The 19,106-nt window shown below is 67.4% G+C and carries 14 protein-coding genes; 7 read left to right on the top strand and 7 right to left on the bottom strand.

The window, feature by feature from the left end; translation table 11 throughout:
- Positions 1-356 precede the first annotated feature (356 nt).
- Positions 357-2,522 carry a serine/threonine-protein kinase gene (locus Pla123a_RS08935; RefSeq protein WP_146586004.1) on the bottom strand — a complete coding sequence of 722 codons (2,166 nt, stop codon included), beginning with the start codon at positions 2,520-2,522 and terminating at the stop codon, positions 357-359.
- 181 nt (positions 2,523-2,703) lie between these two features.
- Between Pla123a_RS08935 and Pla123a_RS08930 the strand changes: the two genes are divergently transcribed.
- Positions 2,704-4,122, top strand: a complete 1,419-nt coding sequence (locus Pla123a_RS08930; protein ID WP_146586003.1) for a carboxypeptidase-like regulatory domain-containing protein — start codon at positions 2,704-2,706, stop codon at positions 4,120-4,122.
- Positions 4,123-4,139: 17 nt separating this feature from the next.
- Here Pla123a_RS08930 and Pla123a_RS08925 read toward each other — a convergent pair whose 3' ends face one another.
- From Pla123a_RS08925 to Pla123a_RS08915, 3 genes are all read right to left on the bottom strand, one after another.
- The gene (locus Pla123a_RS08925; protein WP_197527811.1) at positions 4,140-7,169 is read right to left on the bottom strand and encodes a secretin N-terminal domain-containing protein; all 3,030 of its coding nucleotides are present in this window, start codon (positions 7,167-7,169) and stop codon (positions 4,140-4,142) included.
- 295 nt (positions 7,170-7,464) lie between these two features.
- A complete protein-coding gene (locus Pla123a_RS08920; protein WP_146585999.1) occupies positions 7,465-7,893 on the bottom strand; it encodes a hypothetical protein in 429 nt (142 codons plus the stop codon).
- 592 nt (positions 7,894-8,485) lie between these two features.
- Positions 8,486-9,022 (bottom strand): hypothetical protein, encoded by a 537-nt coding sequence (locus Pla123a_RS08915; protein WP_146585997.1) that lies wholly within the window; start codon positions 9,020-9,022, stop codon positions 8,486-8,488.
- Between the two features lie 81 nt (positions 9,023-9,103).
- On the opposite strand from Pla123a_RS08915, the gene Pla123a_RS08910 reads away from it, so the two are divergent.
- The 3 genes from Pla123a_RS08910 to Pla123a_RS08900 all read left to right on the top strand — a co-directional run bounded on the left by Pla123a_RS08910 (position 9,104) and on the right by Pla123a_RS08900 (position 11,673).
- A complete protein-coding gene (locus Pla123a_RS08910) occupies positions 9,104-10,501 on the top strand; it encodes an RtcB family protein (protein ID WP_146585995.1) in 1,398 nt (465 codons plus the stop codon).
- Positions 10,502-10,601: 100 nt separating this feature from the next.
- On the top strand, positions 10,602-10,784 hold the full coding sequence (locus tag Pla123a_RS08905; RefSeq protein WP_146585993.1) for a CPXCG motif-containing cysteine-rich protein: 183 nt from the start codon (positions 10,602-10,604) through the stop codon (positions 10,782-10,784).
- Between the two features lie 274 nt (positions 10,785-11,058).
- Positions 11,059-11,673: a hypothetical protein gene (locus Pla123a_RS08900; RefSeq protein ID WP_146585991.1), complete on the top strand. Its 615-nt coding sequence runs from the start codon at positions 11,059-11,061 to the stop codon at positions 11,671-11,673.
- A 161-nt stretch (positions 11,674-11,834) separates the two neighbouring features.
- Here Pla123a_RS08900 and Pla123a_RS24545 read toward each other — a convergent pair whose 3' ends face one another.
- Positions 11,835-12,887 carry a methyl-accepting chemotaxis protein gene (locus Pla123a_RS24545; RefSeq protein WP_197527810.1) on the bottom strand — a complete coding sequence of 351 codons (1,053 nt, stop codon included), beginning with the start codon at positions 12,885-12,887 and terminating at the stop codon, positions 11,835-11,837.
- Between the two features lie 234 nt (positions 12,888-13,121).
- Here Pla123a_RS24545 and Pla123a_RS08890 point away from each other — a divergent pair, with 234 nt between their 5' ends.
- Positions 13,122-13,925 carry a polyphosphate kinase 2 family protein gene (locus Pla123a_RS08890; protein WP_197527809.1) on the top strand — a complete coding sequence of 268 codons (804 nt, stop codon included), beginning with the start codon at positions 13,122-13,124 and terminating at the stop codon, positions 13,923-13,925.
- A 649-nt stretch (positions 13,926-14,574) separates the two neighbouring features.
- On the opposite strand, the gene Pla123a_RS08885 is transcribed toward Pla123a_RS08890, so the two are convergent.
- Positions 14,575-15,996, bottom strand: coding sequence for a glycoside hydrolase family 88 protein (locus tag Pla123a_RS08885; protein WP_146585987.1), 1,422 nt, complete (start codon positions 15,994-15,996; stop codon positions 14,575-14,577).
- A 279-nt stretch (positions 15,997-16,275) separates the two neighbouring features.
- Here Pla123a_RS08885 and Pla123a_RS08880 point away from each other — a divergent pair, with 279 nt between their 5' ends.
- Positions 16,276-17,868 carry a glycoside hydrolase family 43 protein gene (locus tag Pla123a_RS08880; protein WP_146585985.1) on the top strand — a complete coding sequence of 531 codons (1,593 nt, stop codon included), beginning with the start codon at positions 16,276-16,278 and terminating at the stop codon, positions 17,866-17,868.
- Positions 17,869-17,881: 13 nt separating this feature from the next.
- Here Pla123a_RS08880 and Pla123a_RS08875 read toward each other — a convergent pair whose 3' ends face one another.
- Positions 17,882-18,598, bottom strand: a complete 717-nt coding sequence (locus tag Pla123a_RS08875; RefSeq protein WP_146585983.1) for a hypothetical protein — start codon at positions 18,596-18,598, stop codon at positions 17,882-17,884.
- Between the two features lie 228 nt (positions 18,599-18,826).
- Here Pla123a_RS08875 and Pla123a_RS08870 point away from each other — a divergent pair, with 228 nt between their 5' ends.
- Complete coding sequence (locus tag Pla123a_RS08870) at positions 18,827-19,063, top strand: hypothetical protein (protein ID WP_146585981.1); 237 nt, start codon at positions 18,827-18,829, stop codon at positions 19,061-19,063.
- Positions 19,064-19,106 lie beyond the last annotated feature (43 nt).

Here is a 19,106-nt window from a genome sequence, read left to right as displayed (position 1 = left end):
ACGACAAGTGTGCCGAACGGAAACGCGACGACTGACGGGTTGCTCGTAGCCCGCGGCGCTGCCGGGGGACGGCGTCACCGACAATCGAGCCTCTGCATTCTCGCATGGATTGATTGGCCACGAAAACGCACGAGAAGGCACAAAAACAGTGGGCAGAATCGGGAAACGGCTTGCCAATGAGTTCTTGTGTTCTTTGTGCCTTTTCGTGGCTATTCTCTTTGCCTTTGCGCGGGCGATCCCCCGGCAGGGCCGGGGGCTACGCGGGGAATCGTTGGCCGCGAGTGGTCGACAAGGCAGAATCGGCGCCGGGGCGCCCCCACCCTAGCCCTCCCCCATGGGGGGAGGGGATTTGATGTCTACTCGCCTAGCAGCAGCCGGGCAACGTCGGCGAGGTCGGCCGCGTCGGTCGGCAGCTCGTCGAGCAGCCGGTCGGCGTGCTCGCGGGCGGTGCGGAGGGCGCTGGTCTTGTCGGTCAGTTCTTCGGCGGCGAGCACCTTGAGCATCTGCGCGTCGATGCTCGTGACCAGCGCCGCGGGCGACTCGCCTGGGCCCTGCTGCTCGAGGTCGTTGAGCGCGTCGGCGGCGGCCTCGAGCTTGCCCGACTCGGGATTGCCGAACCCGAGGGACTGCTCGGCGATCTCCACCCGCACGCGGCGTTGTTCTTCCGCGGTCAAGCCGCTCTGCGTCAACGCCGAAGAAAGCAGCGTGGCGGCCTCGTCGTGCCGCCCGACGGCCGCGAGCAGCCGCGCTAGCGCGACCTTGGAGTGCGCCCGATCGCTCGCGGTCGGCAGGGCCTCGATCTGATCGGCGAGCTGCTCCTGCCGCTCGGCGAGCAGCCGCCCGATCAGCTCGCGGCGCCAGTCGCTGGTGCGCCGGGGGTCGATGCTGGTGATGGCCGCGAGCCGCTGCTCGGCGGCGGCCGCCTTCTTCTCGAAGCGATTGCGGTCCTGCTCTGCCTGGATAATCAGGCCGTTTCGCTCGGCTAGCTGCTCCTCGATCCGTTGGTTCTTCAACCCGATGACGACCGCCGCGGCCGGGCCGCCGATGGCGAGCGCGACCGCCAGCGCGAGCGCCGCCGCCAGCGCCGGGTTCCGCCGGGCCCAGCGGGCGGCGCGGCCGGCCGGCGAGAGGGGCCGCGCCTGGATCGGCCGACCGTCGAGCCAGCGGCGGAGCTCGTCGGCGACCTCGGCGGCGGCCTGGTAGCGGCGGTTGGGGTCGAGCTCCATGCACTTCAGCGCGATGGTCGCCAGGTCGGCCGGCACGCCCCGGTTGAGCGTCCGCGGGTTCGGCGGGTCGTCGGTCAGGCGGCGCTGGATCTGCGCGGCGGCGTTGCCGCGGAACGGCAGCTCGCCGGTCAAGAGCTCGAACAGCATCACGCCGAGCGAGTAGACGTCTGTGCGGCGGTCGGTCCAGTGGCCGTGGCCGCGGGCCTGCTCGGGCGACATGTAGGCCGGCGTGCCGAGCACCTGCCCGTCCATTGTCATGGTGACCTCGACCGCGTCGCGTTTGGCGAGGCCGAAGTCCATCAGCCGCGGCCGGCGGGAGTAGTCGAGCATCACGTTGGACGGCTTCAGGTCGCGATGCACGACGCCCTCGGCGTGCGCACAGTGCAGCGCGTCGGCCAGCGTGGCGCACAGCTCGGCCACCTCGCGCGGCGGCTGCGGCGTGCGGGCGGCCCAGTCGGACAGGGTCGCGCCGCGGACGAACTCGCTGACGATGAACAGCGTGTCGCCCTCGCGGCCGACCTCGAACACCGGCACGATGTTCGGGTGGCGGAGCTGCGCCGCGGAGCGGGCCTCGCGCAGGAACTGCTCGACCTCGCGCGTGCTCAGCCGGCCCTTGCGGGGGATCTTCACCGCCACGATGCGGTGCAGGTCGGTGTCGCGGGCCTTCCAGACCGTGCCGAAGCCGCCGACGCCCAGCCGGCTGAGCAGCTCGAAGCGGCCGAGGGTCTCGAGCGTGTGCTGGGCGTCCTCGTCGTCGGGCGAGCCGACCAGGCTGAACTGGCTGCCGCACGAGTCGCACTCGACGTCGTCCACGGCGGCGTCGGCCAGCAGCTCGACCGCGTTGCTGCAGTGCGGGCAGCGGATGTGCAGCCCGCGGGAGTCGGTCGGCCCGCGACCGCCCGCGTCCGGGGCGTGGCGGGTCTGCATGAAAGAGTGGGCGTTCGTCGAGCCGAGCTGGAAGCCGTGGGTGACGGCCGCCGGGCCGACGCCGTCGAGCGTGGGGAGCTCGGCCAGCAGCGGCGCCAGCTGCGGGTGGAACTCGGCCAGCCAGGCGTCGTCGACGCGGCGGCCGTCGGAGTCGCGGCGGTGGTGCAGCTCGATCGCCCACAGCTCCGCCAGCACCCGCAGCCGCAGGTGGGGCGGCGCCTGGTCGAGGTAGGCGCCGATGTCGGGCGGCGGGCCGTCGGTCCACGCGAGCTCGAACCGGTCGCACAACGCGTCGACGAGCTGCTCGACGTCGAGCTCCGAGCCGTCTGAGCTGGACTCGATGTCTTGTGAAGAGGGGTCTTCGGCCATACCAGCGGGGCGTGTGCGAGGGGTGGCGGGTCATTCTATTAACGCCTACCGGCCGGCCGAACGCCAGGGTTTGAACCGCCCGCGGGAGATGGGAGACCAGGAATCAAGCGCGTATAATCTGCGTGATCCGGCTTGTCGCACCGACTACCCCAGGAACCCCGGCCCAAGCCTACGGAGAATCATGGTCCACCACCTTCCGAAAACCGCCCTGCTCGCTGCTTTTTTGACCTTCGAGATCGCCGCGCCGCTTTCCGCCCACGAGGCCGAGAAAGTCGAGAACCCGCTGCAGACCGCCCGGGTCCGGGTGGTGGATTCCCTGGGCGAGCCGATCGCCAACGTGACGGTGGCGCCGTGGGCGATCCGCTCGGAGGACGGGCACGGGAGTTGGCGGAAAGACGGCCTGGGGCAGTCGGAGCCGCCGACCGTTACGACCGACGCCGACGGACGTGCCGAGTTCCAGTACCCGATGTACGCCTCGCCGTCGCGGCAGGTGGCGTGCCAGGCGATCACCTGCCGGGTTGAGCACCCGGGCTACGCCGACACGGTCTACAACGATGTGCCGGTGCCGCAGGTAGGCGAGCCGACCACCATCGAAATGCTCGAGGGCGCCAAAGTTGGGGTCAAGCCACTCGGGGAGGACATGGCGCCCTTTGCCGACGGCGTCTACGCGATGTGGAGTGATGACTCCTACGGGCGAGGCCGCGAGCAGGTGGTTTGGGAAGGCGACACGCTGTCGCTGCCGCGGATCCAGAGCGGCGAGGAGTTGATCCGGCTGGTGCGAATCGACCAGCACGCCGCGACGCACTTCAGCCCGCCGCTGCCGTTTGTGCTGACCGAGGGGCAGGTGGTCGACTTGGTGTGGGCGCTGCGGCCGGCGGTCTCGGTGCGGGGCGTGCTGAGCGACAACGTGCCCCGCCCCGTGAAGAACGGGCGGGTCAGCGCCACCGTCATCGCCAAGGCGCCCGGCGACAACTGGGAGAACCTCCACTGGACCGACTGGGCCGCGGTTGCCGAGGACGGGACCTTCGAGCTCAGCGGCCTGCCGGCCGGCGAGCCGCTGCAGATCATCGCCCTGTGCGATGGGTACATCGCCGCCTCGGGCGAACCGCCGGCGTTCGTCGACGAGCAGCAGCGCCAACCGACCAGCGTTCAAATGCCGCAGGTATTCGACCTGCCGCCCGAAGGCCAGGGGGAGATCACCCTCGAGATGGAGCCGAGCGGGACCTGCGAGTTCACGGTGCAGGACGCCAAGGGCCAGCCGGTCGTCGGCATAGGGGTGGTCTGCTGGCCCAACGTCAAGTGGTGGGATAGCGGCAGCCAGATGTATTGCGACTCGCTCATCCGCAGCGTGGACTGGGTCGCGGCGCCCGCCGCCGACTACACCGAGCTGCCCAATGGCGTCGAGCAGTATGAGAACCGCTACCGCGACGAGACCGACGCCCAGGGCCGCGCGGTGCTGGCAAACATTCCCGTGGGGGCGTTCCGCTTCCGCATCGCCGAGGCCCGCGGCGTGGCCCACCAGTACCAGGACCTCCAGGGCCAGGCCGACGCTGCCGCTGAGGGCGGCAAGCAGTCGGTGACGCTCAAGCCGAAGCCGTAACCCGGGCCAACCCCAACTTAGCGGCGGTCGCGGCCACGCCGGCGGCGATCACGTCCGCGGTCTTCGTTTTGCGGCGGCTGCTGGGGCTGCTGCTGGGCAGACTCCTCGGGCTTGCCGCCGACCCAGGTCTTGCCGAGCGTGCTAGAGAGCGCCTTCTGGATCGAGTCGACCTGCGCCGCGCTGACCCGGCGGACCTGCACCGTGTTGTGCGGCTGCGCGGCCTCGTCCAGCAGCGTGATCATCCGCACGACGTCGTCGTAAATCTCGGTGCGGGCGGAGATCAGCAGCATGCCGGCCACCTCGTCGACGCCAATCGACAACGCCCCGTCGAACCGCACGCGGATCGGCTTCGACTCGGACGTCGGGCCGCCGGACGACTCGATGCCGGCGAACTCTAGCCGCGTGGTCTTGGCGGTGGTGTAGCTGCCCGACTTCTGCTCCTCGGTCTGGAACTCCTTGTCCCGCGAGCTCAACAGGTCGCGGTAGACCTCCTTGAGCGCGTTGGCGATCTTGGTCGGGCTCGAGTACTTCACCTCAACGATGCCGGTGCGGCGGTTCATGATGTCGTCGGCCCGGGGGGGCTGGTCCCAGATCTCGATCAGCTTGCCGATGGTGTCGAGCTGCTGCTTGTTCGCATTCGCCACGATCACGCTGTTGGTCTGCAGGATGTACAGGAACCGCAGCTGGCGGCGCATCGACAGCATCATGCTCTTCTTGTCGTCCTTGCTGCTGGGCGCGTATTCGTAGAAGTAGTAGTTCCGGCCGTTGCTGTTGGAGGTTTCCTCCTCATCAAGCTCGTCCTCAAAGTAGTCCTTCAGGTCGAGGTAGATGTACCAGGCGTCGGTGTGTTCGATCTTGAATTCGCTGAACTGCTCCTCACGCGGAGCCAGGGTGTTGAGCAGGTCTTCCGCCCGGGCGACCGCGGACGGGTCGTCGGACATCAGCACGATGCGGCCATCGGGCGCGACGGTCACCGCGAGCGGGGCCGGGTCAGTCGCGGCGGGGGCGGGGACGGGGGCGGGGGCGGGGGCGGGGGCGGGGGCGGGGGCGGGGGCGGGGGCGGGCTGGTTGGCCGGTTGCTCCTCGCCCTGGGCGGGCAGCTGATCGGCGGCAAAGCGGAAGCGTCCCGCCGGGGCCGCACCCGCGCCCGCGATGTCCCCACCGGCACTGCCCACGCCCGCACTCTGGTCCTCTGTGCCGGGCTGCTCGGGCGCGGGCTGCTCCTGCTTTGGCTCGAGGATCAACTCGGCGCCGCCGCTGACCGCCGGCCAGGCGGCGCGGAGCTGCTCGAGCAGCCGTTGGGTCGCGGCCGGGTCGAGCGCCTCGACGACACGCGTCGTCGGCCCGCCGTCCTGCCGCTTGCCGTTCAGCTCGCCGAGCTTCGTCAGCAGTCCGCGGACCTGCTGCAGCTCTTCGGTGGTCCCCCGGACCAGCAGCCGGTTGTTCTCGACGTCGGCCGTGACGCGGAGGCTCGACTCCTGCTTGTTGTCGTCCTGGTTGCCACGGCCGTACGAGTAGTAGTAGTACGGCCGGCGGTTGTTGTCGTCCTCCTCTTCCTCCGGGCTGAGCAGCTCCATCACCGTGCCGGCGACCGCGTCGGCCGGGTGGTAGCGGAGCTGGAAGACCTCGAACTCCTGCCCGCCGACGTCGAGCTGGTCGATGATCCGCTGCACCTTCTCGTGGTCGCGTTCGGCGCCACGGACGAACAGCAGGTCGGCCTGGTTGTCGGCCCGCAGCTCGGTGAGCGGGTCGAGGTCGCCGATCTCCTCGAGGGTCATCATCAGCGACTCGGGGTTGACGTTCTCGAGCGTGTAGGTGCGGGCGGTCCGGACGCCCGATCCGCGCTCGGCCCCGCCCGCCAGACCCACGTCGGACCCGGCGGCCGGGATGTCGAGGATCTCGATGGTGCGTTCGATGATTCGCATCTCGGCCGGCTCGGCGTTCGCCAGGACGCTGTTCTCCTTCTGGTTGAACGCCAGGTAGACCTTCGGCCCTTCCCGGTTAAGCATCTTGGTGACGTCCTTGCCCTTTTGGTTCATCTGCTGCAGCAGCTGCATCTTCTGCATCTGGATCTGCAGCTCCATCTGCGAAGGCTGCGACATCGGGTCCATGCCGAGCACTACGTACAGCGTGTTGATCACCTTCTCCGCCCGGGCGTGCTTCAGCACAAACCGGCGGGGGATCTCCTGGCCCTCGCTGGCGAGCCGCTCCTGGTTGAGCAGCTCGCTCACCAGCCGCAGGTTGGCGGCGGTGTCGATCACCAGCACCCGGCTGGTTGCCGGCAGCGGCATCAGCTTGGCGTTCTTGCCGACCAGCTTCTGGAAGTCCTCGACCGCTTTCGCGGCCTCCATGCCGGGGGCCAGTTCGAAGACGGTCTTGACGATATCGTGCGGCTGGCGGTCGTACAGGCCGGCCTCTTCGACCTTGGGGATCAGGCTCGGCTCGAGGTTGTCGAGCTTGAACACACTGAGCACCTCGCCCGAGAGCACCAGCGTGTAGCCGCGCGCCTGCAGGTGGCGGTTCAACAGGTCACGGGCCTCCGGCAGCGTGTAGCGTCGGCTGGTCGTGAGGTTGAGGTAGCCGGAGGGGAGCTCCTGCCAGTCGAGACTCAGGTTGCTGACGTTCGCCAGCCACTGCAGCACGTCGGGCCAGGGCTGGCCGTGGAAACTGAACGGCACGCGGTCGTCGTCGCCGAGCTTGGTCTCGAGCTCGCGCGGGTCGGGCGGCTGTGGCGGTGCGTCGGGGCGGGTGACCTTGTCGGGCTTGTTCTCGTCGTCCTTCTTTTCGCCGTCTTCCTTCTTCTCTTCGTCCTTCTTCTTGTCTTCGTCGGGCTTGTCGTCCGGCTTCTCTGCGGGCTGGGCCTGCGGGCTGGGCCGGCCGCCGGGCTGCAGCGGTTGGCCGTTCCGGAAGGGCTGGCCGTTGCGGATCTCGATCGCCCCGGACGGCTGCGCCCAGGCCGGCGCCGCCAGCAGCGAAAGGCCGGCCAGCAGCGAAAGGCCGGCCAGCAGCCTCGCCGAAACAAGCGATCCGCAAACCGCGTGCAACATGGCAAAGATTGGTAGGGAGGGGCGTTCCGCCATGAAGACCGCCTTGCGGAGTAGGTGGGAAGGAGGGAAACAAGTTGGCGTGACCACAGCGACGCTCAACCGACGGCGTCCGGCCAGCAGCCGACCTGTCATGCCACTAGTATACGGCCCCGGCCAGCCGCACTCAAATCAGGGGCCGATCCCGGGGGGAAACGCCACGGCCAATTAATCGCGGTGTAATCGCGGATCATTCGCCTTGCGCCGCAAAATCTAGAGATTGCTGCGCGGACCGTCAAACGTCGTCGGCAGGGCCGGGCTACTCGGCCTCGGGCCTGGCTTCGAACGGGGCGGTGAGCGCCGACGCACCTCCGCTAGTGATCCCCACCACGAGAATGCCATCGGTGGGGACACCCCCCTCGAACACCGGCGCGAGATAAGGGAAGTACTCGGGGACCTCTCGTCGGCAGTCCTCCCAGCTGAAAGCGGCCGCGAAGACCACGGTGTCGTCGTCTGGGTCGCGTTCGGCGATGGCGTCCTCGACTACCTCCTCGCCTACCCAGGCGGCGGCGATCTGTCTGCCGAACTCGTCGAGGCAGTCGATCACCATCACGACCGGGCTGGCGATCTTCTCTTCGAGCGCCGCGTCGTAGGCCTCGAAGACAGCGGGCAGGCTCGACTCGACAAGGTTCTGCTGTTCTTCCAGCGCGGCTTCGAGGTCGGGGTTGGGTAGCTCGGAATCTTGCATAGGTTTCAACGGCGCGGTTGAGGCTCGCCCTAGCCTACCCCAATTGGGGTGGGTTTGATTGCCGTGGGTTCGGGTCCCACCCCTGGCGGGGTGGGCTGCAGCAGAAGCTACAGCCCTAGTAGAACCTTTACGCGCGGCGCAAAAAAGAAGGCCCGACCCCCACACCGGGGGCCGGGCCTGTTTGGGTTGCTTTGAGAACAGGCCTTGGAGATCCGCCCTTAGGACGAACGTCGTCCTGTTGACCAGAACGGCTCCGCAGCGGGAACTCAGAAGCAGGTGGTGGTCGCCTAGGCGACCCGCCGGCCATCTAGGTTAAACCACCTCGCTGGCTACAGTTAATATCAGACAATTAACCACCTCCTTCCTACCTAGAAACATGGCGGGGCAGACGTGAATGCCAGAGACACGCCCACCTGGCCCTCTAGTTAGCCGTGCCGCGTAAGCACGAGCCCGGTAAGTAACTCCTGCAGTATAATCGGCCGCCTGGCAAAACGCAGCAGAGATTTCCTACAGGAATTTCGACTCTTTCCTAGACGCAAGCGGCGCCGGTAGGGTTCGCCCGCGGCGAACAAAATCTCCCCACTTTGGGGGATTATGCCTGCGGAAACACCGTCCCTCGCCGCCTGCCATCTCCCGCAAACCGGCGTTCGACTTCTGCCGCCAGGTCGGGGTCGCGACTGGCGAACTGACAGTAGTCGTCGTGCGAGAAGTAGAAGCCGTGACCGCCGCCATCCGCGATGCCGTAGCAGTCCCACGAGAAGAGCAACGCGGCCGTGACGATCGACAGCGCGTCGTCGCGGTCGACTTCGGAGACCAAGTGCCCGGGGGCCTCGATGAGCGGCCTCTCCTCACCGAGCGCTGCCCGGAACCGTGTGAACAGCGGCATGCGGTGCATCTCCGACCAGACCGCCCAGTCGTCAAGCAGCAGCAACGTTTGCGGCGACGGCTTCACGAGTGAGCACAACTCGCCAGCAAGGTAGACTTTCCTTCCCGCATCAAGGTCGATGGGGATGTCGACAACATGGTACGGGTCGACGGTGAGGTCGGGCCGCAGCCAGCCCGCCTGTCGCAGTGGGACGCCGCTCCCGACGCACCACGCCTGCCATTCGCTAGGGGCTAGGAACTTCACTGACAATCCTTCTGACGCGGGTTCTCTTCGACGTGGCGTGGCCGCGAACCTAGAACGCCCTAACCGGGTCTGCAACCTACCATGAACCGCAAGCAACTCCAAAAACTAGGCGTCCCGCCCGACTGCGTGAAACTCGCCGTCCAGGCCCTAACGCGCGCCGCGCAGCAGGACCAGGGCTTCGGGCTCAAGGGCAAGCGGGCGAAGGAACTCGTCGGCGCCGTGCTGGGCGAGCCCCGCGCCTATTTTGAGGATTCGGTGTGGGGTGAGTTCGCCAAGGAACTGGTCGCCGACGCCGAGCAGCCCGCCCTTTCCAACATTGATTACCGCACGTGGGGCGACGAGATCGACGACGCCGCCCACGCGCAGATGCGTCAGGCCTGCCTGGTGCCGACCGCCGTCGGCGCGGCTCTGATGCCCGACGCGCACCTCGGCTACGGCCTGCCGATCGGCGGCGTGCTGGCGTGCGAGAACGCCGTGATCCCCTACGCCGTGGGCGTCGACATCGCGTGCCGCATGAAGCTGTCGGTGCTGGACCTGCCGGTCGAGACCCTCGACTCCCGCCGCAACGCCTACAAAGAGGCGATTATGGGCGGCACGCGCTTCGGCGTCGGCGTCGAGCACCACCCCAAGCAGCAGCACGACGTCCTGGACCGCGACTGGGACGTCACCCGCATCACCCGCGAGAAGAAGGACACCGCCTGGCGCCAGCTGGGGACCAGCGGCTCGGGCAACCACTTCGTCGAGTTCGGCGAGCTGACGCTCGAGGCGCGTGACGACGAGTTGGGCCTCGACGCGGGCCGCTACGCGGCGCTGTTGTCGCACAGCGGCAGCCGCGGGCCAGGCGCGGCGGTCTGCAGCACGTACTCGGCCATTGCCCAACGAAACCTGCCGCGGCGGTACGCGAACCTCGGCCGCCTGGCGTGGCTGTCGCTCGACAGCGAGGAGGGCCAGGAGTACTGGGCCGCGATGAATCTGATGGGCGAGTACGCCGCCGCCAACCACGCGGTGATCCACCGGCTCGTGACCAGCCTGCTGGGCGCGCATGTGGTGGCCGGCGTCGAGAACCACCACAACTTTGCCTGGAAGGAATTCCACCACGGCAAGGAGGTGGTCGTGCACCGCAAGGGCGCGACCCCGGCCGCCGCCGGCGAGCTGGGCGTGATCCCCGGCTCGATGGCCGACCCGGCGTTCGTGGTCCGGGGCCGCGGCGAGCCGTCGAGCCTGTGCTCGGCGTCGCACGGCGCGGGCCGCTGCATGAGCCGCCGCCAGGCCAAGGACACCTTCCGGTTCAACGCCGTGCGGAACGACCTTGCCAAGCGTGGTGTGGAAGTCCTGGCGGCCGGCGCGGACGAGGTCCCCGGCGTGTACAAAGACATCCGCCGCGTGATGGACGCGCAGCAGGACCTGGTGGAGGTCGTCGCCCGCTTCGACCCGCGGATCGTCCGCATGTGCGGTGATGGGTCGAAGGCAGAAGACTGACGCAGCGGTTGGCAGTTGGCGGCCACTGGCAATAATGGGGACGCGCGGCGGAGCCGCGACGCTTCATTGCTTCCCAACCACCATCCTGCCCCTGCCGCCCATGACCCCCGAAGCCTCCTATATCTGCGGCGAGTGCGGCGAGGAGATCGTAATCCCGATCGACCTCTCCGCCGGGCACGAGCAGCAGTACGTCGAGGACTGCCCCGTCTGCTGCCGCGCGAACGTCATCACGGTCGAGATCGACGACGACGGCGAGCCGCGGGCGTGGGGGGAGCTGGAGTGAGTTACACGAGCCGATCCCGCTAACGTCGCGGTAAACAATTTAATAGCCAGCACTTGTGGCCCTGTCCCATTCTGAGAATCCCCACGACGCCGCATGCTCGGATGTTGATCGCCGCAACACGGTACGGTAAGCTGTGCGGCGTTAGTAGCGTAAGGCGGGCTTCGCAATCAATTCTTTCATTCGTAGCCCACGCGGCGAGTCCACTGATTTCCAGGGCTAGTACGCCGCCGTTTGCAACACAGGCGCGACAACTGACGAGGCCAAGAAGCTAGCAATGAGCATGATCAAGAACATCCTATCCCTACTCCTGGTTGGAGCCCTCGCTGCAACCGCGTCCGCGGATTTGGTCGCCACCTACACGTTCGACTTTGAAGGGACGGCAGGTGCGGACTTGATCTCGGTCGGTAGTACGACGGTAAGCGGCCCTCTCGGTGATCTGACACTCACTGCAAACGCGGTCGGCGGAAGCTTTTTTGTCGGCTCAGCAGGACTTGGAATCGGCAACACAGTCTTCGATAGTGGCGGCACTGAAGCGATGCAGTTCTCGTTTAGCTTGACGCCTCCGCCAACCACCGAGACGTTCAACTTCTCCGTTATGACTTTGGGGTCGTTCGGTGGAACACAAGGCACCGACACTGCTAGACTGACAGTCGATGGCGACGAGTATTTGTTTACGAAGTCAGCCATCGGATCCGACACGGTTCCGGTGAACGTGTCCTTCGACCTCAGCGATGACTTTGAGTTCCGCTCGGAAGTCGGCACAGTTGCGCTGCGGAACTTCGTAATCCAGATCGCGTCGGTCCCTGAGCCGACCGCCTTCCTGTTCGGAAGCCTGGTCGCCGGCTGCGTCGGCACGGTTGTGGCCAGGCGCCGCAAGCGTGAGGCGTAACCGCCTACAGCGCGAAAAAGCTCGGCAAACGGCTGCAATACCGCGATCCGCCTCAACAGATAAGAATACGGGCCCGTCGAACACGGGCCCGTATTTTTTGGTTTGGTGCGTGCGGGCGGCTCAGCGAGAGGTGAAGGCCTTCGCCGCTACCGCCCCCCGCCCTATTGGTCCACCGGCTGCACGATCACCGAGTGCCAGCCGGTGGTGTAGGTCTCGAAGCCGGGGGCCTGGGCGTGGGCGACGCAGCACCGCCGGCCGCCTTCCTTCTGCATCTCGAAGCCCTTGGGCTGGTCGAACAGCCGGTCTGGGCCCGCGAGCGTGAGCTTCCCGTGGAGCTGCTCGCCCCACGAGTCGGCCAGGATCCGGCCGGTGCTGTCGCAGATGCAGCAGCGGGTCGCCTCGCGTTCGTCGTCGGCGATCGGCGTGGTGTTGACGATCTCTTGGGCGAAGTCGGTCCAGTTGAACAGGATGCCGAGCACGCCGAGCAGCTGGCCGTCGGCCTCGCCGCCGACACGCACGCCGCACGAGTACGCCAGCACGCCCCGCCCGTCGACCAGCGACGACTCGTGGGCGCTCTGGAAGCCAAACTCGTCGCCGCTGCGCGAGTCGCGGGCGGCGCGGAACCACTCGCTCGAGGCGACGCTCGCGCCGATGGATTGGAATTCGTCGGGCCGGCCGTTGGCCACCACTCTGCCCTGCGGGTCGCAGAGCACGAGGTCGTGGTAGACGGTGTAGGCGTTGAGGATCACGCCGAGCCGCTTGCTGGCGTAGCCGTACGCCGCGTCCGACTTGGCGGTCAGCGCGTCGACCAGGCTGCTGTCAGTCGCCCACCAGCGGACGTCGCACGTCCGCTCGTACAGGTTGCGGTCGATCAGGTCGATGTTGGTAAGGGCCAGGTCCGACAGCCGTGTGCCGCGGATGCTCGAGCCGATCACGTCCAGCAGCCCCTCGATCTTGCCGCTGGTCTGGCTAGCGAGCTGCCCCGCGATCTGCGAGGTCTTGGCGCCGAGCGCCTGCATCTCGGTTGCGACGACGCTGAACGCCGCGCCGGCCTGACCGGCGCGGGCGGCCTCGATCCGGGCGTTGAGCGCCAGAAGCTGGGTGTCGTCGTTGATGTTGGTGATTTCGTCGATCGCCTGGGTCATGGTGACCGACAGGTCGTCCACGTAGGTGGCGATCGACTTCACGCTGCCGACATTCTCTTGCTGCGACATGATGGGTGTTCCGGATGACGCTTCGTGCTCAGTCCGGCGGCCGCCTAGCCCCCACGAAGGGACCCCGCCACGCAGTCCAGAAACCTAGACCGCCCGACGAGCGGTAAACCACTATTTGCAATCAGCTGCCTCTGCTTTCCGGGGCGCCGTATGCCGCGTGGTCTGATTACACTGAACGTAGTATCCGAAATCTTGTCTTCACGATCCGAATTCTGCCCGACCAATCCGCACAACATGCCCAAGCCCATCACCTTTGACCCCGGCGACAAGATCAAGCTCGAGGACGTGCCCGCTAGGCCGGACGTTGGCGGGTGGGACAAGAAGTCGGCCGCCGAGCGGATCGAGCACAACACCGAACAGAGCCGCGAGCTGGCCTACCGCCTGTACGCCGAGAACAAGCAGACGCTGCTCCTGGTGCTGCAGGGGATGGACACCGCCGGCAAGGACGGCACCATCCGCACCGTGACCACCGGCATCAACCCGCAGAGCTTCCAGATCGCGCCGTTCAAGCAGCCGAGCGCGGAGGAGCTCGACCACGACTTCCTGTGGCGGGTGCACAAGGCGGTGCCGCGGCGGGGCAACATCGGCATCTTCAACCGCTCGCACTACGAGGACGTGCTGGTCGTCCGTGTGCACAACCTGGTCCCCGAGTCGGAGTGGCGCCGCCGCTACGACCGCATCAACGAGTTCGAGAAGCTGCTGACCGAGGGCCACGTCAAGATCGTCAAGTGCTTCTTGCACGTCAGCAAGGAGGAGCAGCGGGAGCGGCTGCAGGCCCGGCTCGACAACCCCGACAAGCGGTGGAAGTTCAGCAAGGGCGACCTCGCTGAGCGCAAGTTGTGGGGCGACTACCAGGCCGCCTACGAGGACGCTCTCAACAAGTGCAACACCGAGCACGCCCCCTGGCACATCATCCCCAGCGACCGCAAGTGGTTCCGCAACCTGATCGTCAGCGAGCTACTAAAAGACGCCCTCGAGCGGCTCGACCCGCAGTTCCCGCCCAGCGAAGAGGGGTTGGACGGGATTGTGGTGGAGTAGTGATCCCAACGCATCAACCGAGTACAAATCGTCACGTTCTTGAAGCGTCGCGGCTCGGCCGTGCGCCTAGCCACCCGAAAGGAAGCCCCGCCAAGCTAGTAGCAGCAGCTCTAGTACCAGCGGTGCGTACGAGCCGGCCCTGCCTCGGGGCGCCGCCGCCATGCGGCGCAGGTCGGCCTCGGTGGTGAGACTCTTCGACTCCATCCGCGCCCAACGTTGAGCCGGTTCATCATCCGCGCTTATAGCCCCATGCAGGGGCGAGCAGGCGTGTAGCGGACTCATTACCTTCCCCCTCAGCAGCAGTCGTGCGTCCTGGCGTGACCGGGCAGGATTGTCGCAGGACAACCGAGCGGCGGGAGAGGTTCACGTCGTGCAGAGGTTTCTCCCCCCGGGGATTAGCACGCGGGTAAGGCAGCCAACGCTCGCCGAGGACGTGCGACGTGAAGACACCGTGCGGTCCTTGCCGGCCGAGCCGCGTTGGGCCAGCTACCCACTAGAGCATTTTCCGTGTTGGCGTTCCGATCCGGCGCAGGCTCCTCGCCCCGATGCGCCCAGGGCGAAGCAGGCAGGTTGCTACCCGTCGATGCAGGCCGACAAAGCAGCGGTGCGAGAGGCCAAGCCCGAGCGGAATGCCAACTCGGAACGTGCTCTAAGCACGCCCGGACCTGCAACGCCGACGCAGAGCGGCCGCCACCAGCAGGCAGGCGATTGTCGCGGCAGATGGCTCAGGCACGTTCGCCGCCGGCCAGGCGTACCCAACCGGCCCTGCGTAGTGCTGCTTCCAAATCCGGAAGTCGGCGAGGTCAACGACGAAGTCGCCGCTCAGGTCGCCGCTCGCGAGGCCGCCTGGCTGGCGGAAGTTGGCGGCGATGATGTCGAGGTCGATCGCGTCAACGAAGCCATCGCCGTCGACGTCGCCGGGGACGCGGGGGACCGACGTGTCCTCCAGCAGGAAGACCTCGCTGCCGGCCAACAGGAACGCGCCCAGGCCGTAGTCCTCGAAGTCGGGGACGCTCGTGTAGCTGACCGGCTGGCCGTCGGAGGGTTGCTTGCCGGTCGCCTGCACGTAGCCGAGGAAGCCGTCGGGGTGCAGGGCGTCGGCCGCCATGCCGTTCCAGCCGGCGACCGCGGCCTGCAGGTACTCCTCCCCTTCCAGCAGTCCGTTGTTAAGGCCCCAAGCGAGGCCGTAGGTAAAGAACGCCGTGCCGGAGGTCTCCGGTCCGCCGAAGTTGTTGGGGTCGTGCAGGCTGACGTTCCAGAAGCCGTCGGGGCGTTGGATCGGCACGAGCGCGGCGGCCATCTCCTGGAACGTGAGGGCGAGCTCGTCGCGGTGCGGCGCGTCGGTCGGCATCACGTCGAGCGACCGCGCGAGCCCGGCGAACACCCAGCCGTTGCCGCGCGACCAGTACTCGTCCTCGCCGCTGGGCGTTGTGTACGGAGGGTCGAAGTCGCCGTCGCGCCACCACAGGTGGTCGGTCGTGCTGTACAGCCCGTTGGCGCCGTGCTGGGTCTTGGTGTAGTCGAAGATGTCGTACAGCTTTTCGTAGTAGGCGTCGTCGTCGAGGATGGCGCCGAGTTTGGCGAACACCGGCATCGCCATCTGCACCGCGTCGACCCACGACCAGTAGTCGTCGCGGCTCGAGGCCAGCATGCGGTCGATGTTGGTCTTGATTGGCGCCAGCCGCTCGGGCTGCGGGTCGATCTGGTAGAGTTCGAGGTAGGTCTGCCCGGCGGCCTGGTTGTCGGCGTTGGTGGTGGTCGTGCCGCCGTAGGCCGGCTGCCAGTTGTGGCCCGCGGCCCAGTCGACCGCGTAGTTGTAGTAGGTGGGGCTGGCGTCGATCTGGTGCAGCGCCATCAGCCCCTCATAGTAGGTGGCGCGGGTCCAGATGTTGCTCGGCCGGGCGCGGTTGGTGACGATGTCGACCGTCGGGTCGGGCCACTTCGCCATGAAGTAGTCGTTGGCCAGCGTCATGTCGGCCAGCACGCCCGCGGGGTCCGGGACTTCGACGCCCACGCACACGCTCGTCAGCAGCAGTGCGCAGACCCACGCAGGAATGGTGCGCGGCCTCATCGGCGACATTTGCGTGCGGACAGGCGACAGTAGCGACATGCGACGACACCCGGCACGTAGGGGATCCGATGGGAACGACGAGCAAGGGAGATGAGCAATCCCGACTATATCCGCGCTCTACCCCGCACACAACTTTGCGACCAATCTCGCGCAGCCGTTGATTGCAAGACGTGTGACCAACGCTGCACGCAGGCGTTCTAAGCGGGGTAACGCGCCCTAGAATGGCGTCTTCATCCGACCGTCTCTCTTCATGCACCACTTCTCGCTCGACTGCTCGATATGCGCAAGCTGACTTCTGACCGGCCTCCTTTTCCTACTCTGCTCGCACTGCTGCTAGCGACCTCTTGCCCAGCGGCGCCGTGGGTCCCCGACCTGGGCGACGGCCGGTACAAGAACCCGGTGCTGTTTGCCGACTACTCCGACCCCGACGTGGTCCGCGTTGGCGACGACTTCTACCTGACCTCGTCGAGCTTCTCGCACGTGCCGGCGTTGCCGATCCTGCACTCGCGGGACCTGGTGAACTGGACCCTCGTCGGGCACGCGGCGCCGCGGCTCTCCGAGCGGTTCGACCGGGTGCAGCACGGCGACGGCATCTGGGCGCCCTGCCTGCGGCATCACGACGGCTGGTTCTGGATCTTTGTCGGTGACCCCGATCGGGGGATCCTGATGACCAAGGCCCGCGACCCGCGGGGGCCGTGGACGCCGCTGCACGTCGTGAAGGCGGGTAAGGGGTTGATCGACCCCTCGCCGCTGTGGGACGACGACAACCGCGCCTACCTGGTGCACGCCTACGCCAAGAGCCGCGCCGGCAAGAACTCGATCCTCGTCGCCTACGAGATGGCGCCCGACGGCACGCGGTTGCTGGGCGAAGAGCACCTGGTGGTCGACGGCCAGGGCGGCGTGCACCCGACGATCGAGGGGCCGAAGTTCTCCAAGCACGACGGGCGGTACTACATCCTCGCGCCGGCGGGTGGTGTGAAGCCGGGCTGGCAGATGGCGTTCCGCGCGGACAAGCCGTTCGGGCCCTACGAGGGCAAGCGGGTGCTGGAGCAGGGCTCGACCGACATCAACGGCCCGCACCAGGGCGGGCTGGTGGAGCTGCCGAGCGGCGAGAGCTGGTTCCTGCACTTCCAGGACCGCGGCGCCTACGGGCGGATTGTCCACCTCAACCCGGTCCGCTGGGTCGACGGCTGGCCGGAGATGGGCGCCGACCTCGACGGCAACGGCGTCGGCGAGCCGGTTGCAACGCACGTCAAGCCGAGCGTGAACGCTCTGACGCTCAAGCAAACTCCGCAGACGTCCGACGTGTTCGAGGGCTCGTACAACCTCGCCTGGCAGTGGCAGGCCAACCCGCAGCCGAACTGGAGCAGCGTCGACGACCGCCCCGGCTGGCTGCGTCTGTTTGCCCAGCCACCGGTCGCCCAACCACCAGCCAAGCGAAACCTGGTCGACGCGCCGCACCAGCTGCTGCAGAAGCTGCCAGCGCCCGCGTTCACGGCGACGACCAAACTCGACGCGGCCCACCTCGGCGACGACGCCCGGGCGGGGCTCGTGGTGATGGGACTGGAGTACGCCGGCGTGATGGCGCGCCACGACGCCGGCGGCATCCGACTCGCGCGGATCGAGGGCAGGCAGGGCCGCGAAGAGCAGACCACCGCCGAGGTTGCCCCACTGCCGGAGCGGCTGTGGCTGCGGGTCGAGGTCCGCGTGGAGGCGGTCTGCCGGTTCTCGTACAGCACCGACGGGCAGCGGTTCGAGGCGATCGGCGACGATTTCATCGCCGCGCCGGGCCGCTGGGTCGGCGCCAAGGTTGGCCTGACCTGCGAGGGCGGAAACGGCTACGTCGACTTCGACTCGTTCCGCGTCGAGTGAGCCGCGGGCGCCGCTACAAACGCGAAAGCGTGAAGACGTGCCGCGACTCCTGCTGCTCGTAGACGAGCGACCGCTCGGACTGCTTGAGCGGATCGGCCGCTTCGCCCGAGGTGACGGCGGCGGCCATCCACCGGCGGAGCTCCTCGGCGTCGTAACCGCCGTAGCCGACGCAGAGCTCGGCGGCCTCGCCGAACGCCTTCTTCGGCATGGCCCCGCTGGCGTCGACGGTTACGGTGAGTTCGCTCACGTTGGCGGGCGGCCCGGCCAACTGAACCCGCAGCGCCGGCAGATCGCTGCGCCGCAGGTCGACCCGCAGGCCGCGTTGATCGGCGTCCCAGTCGGAGATGGCCTCCGGCTTGAACCCTTGCGCCGCCAGCTCCTCGACCACCGCTGCTAGCCGGTAGCCGAGTCCGTCTTCCGAGAGCGAGGCGGACTCGGCGTCGCGATCCTCGGCGTCCTCAAGCTTCTTGCGGAGTCGCTCGATCTCACGGACCAGCGCGCTGCTGTTAAATTCTTCGACCAGCTTGTCGTAGCGTTGCTGGAGCTGTTGGTGCTCGGCCTCCGAGACCCCGCCCGCGGGCGACTTGCCCCGCGAGCCCATCTGGTCGCAGCCGATCACACACACCAATCCAAGCGCAACAAATGCCCTGTGCATCGAGACCCCCCTCACCTTGATCTGCATCAAACAGCCACCAAGAACGGCGGCGAACCCGTGGGTAATCAGGGCCACGGCTACCCGCCATCGTAATTGGGGACCGCCTCCGTTGCGAATCTTGGCCACCGATGCGGTTTACCGGCCAGCAGGGGCCGGCCGGACCAGCGGATTGCCAGCCGGGCGAAGACTGGCAACGCCGCCCAGAATAACTCGGTAACAACCCGGCGCCGCTGCCGTAGAAGAGGGCAGAACAGCGGGGCGCCTGCCTACGCACCGATCCTCAACCAGACCAGGAGCCAATCGATGAACCGTAAGAATCTTGTAGTCGCCGCCGTGCTTGCCTCGGCATTTGCCCTCGGCATGCTCACCTCCAAGCAGGCCTCGGCCGGCAAGTACGGCCCGGCCGGACTCGGCGCCAACCTGCACCGGCGGCACGTGATGAAGCAGGCCACGAAGAACGCCCGCCGGGGGCTGCCGGTCCGCAAGAGCGCGATTGTCTGGCTCTCGGCTCCGCAGTCGAACCTGCGTTGGGCCCGCTAGCCCAATGGCCGCAGAGTCAACGCGAGCAGCCGCCGGCGCGACG

The organism is Posidoniimonas polymericola, from assembly GCF_007859935.1.
GTDB classification, from domain to species: domain Bacteria; phylum Planctomycetota; class Planctomycetia; order Pirellulales; family Lacipirellulaceae; genus Posidoniimonas; species Posidoniimonas polymericola.
The sequence above is the reverse complement of the archived record's forward strand: the minus strand, read 5'-3'. Positions and strand labels throughout refer to the sequence as shown.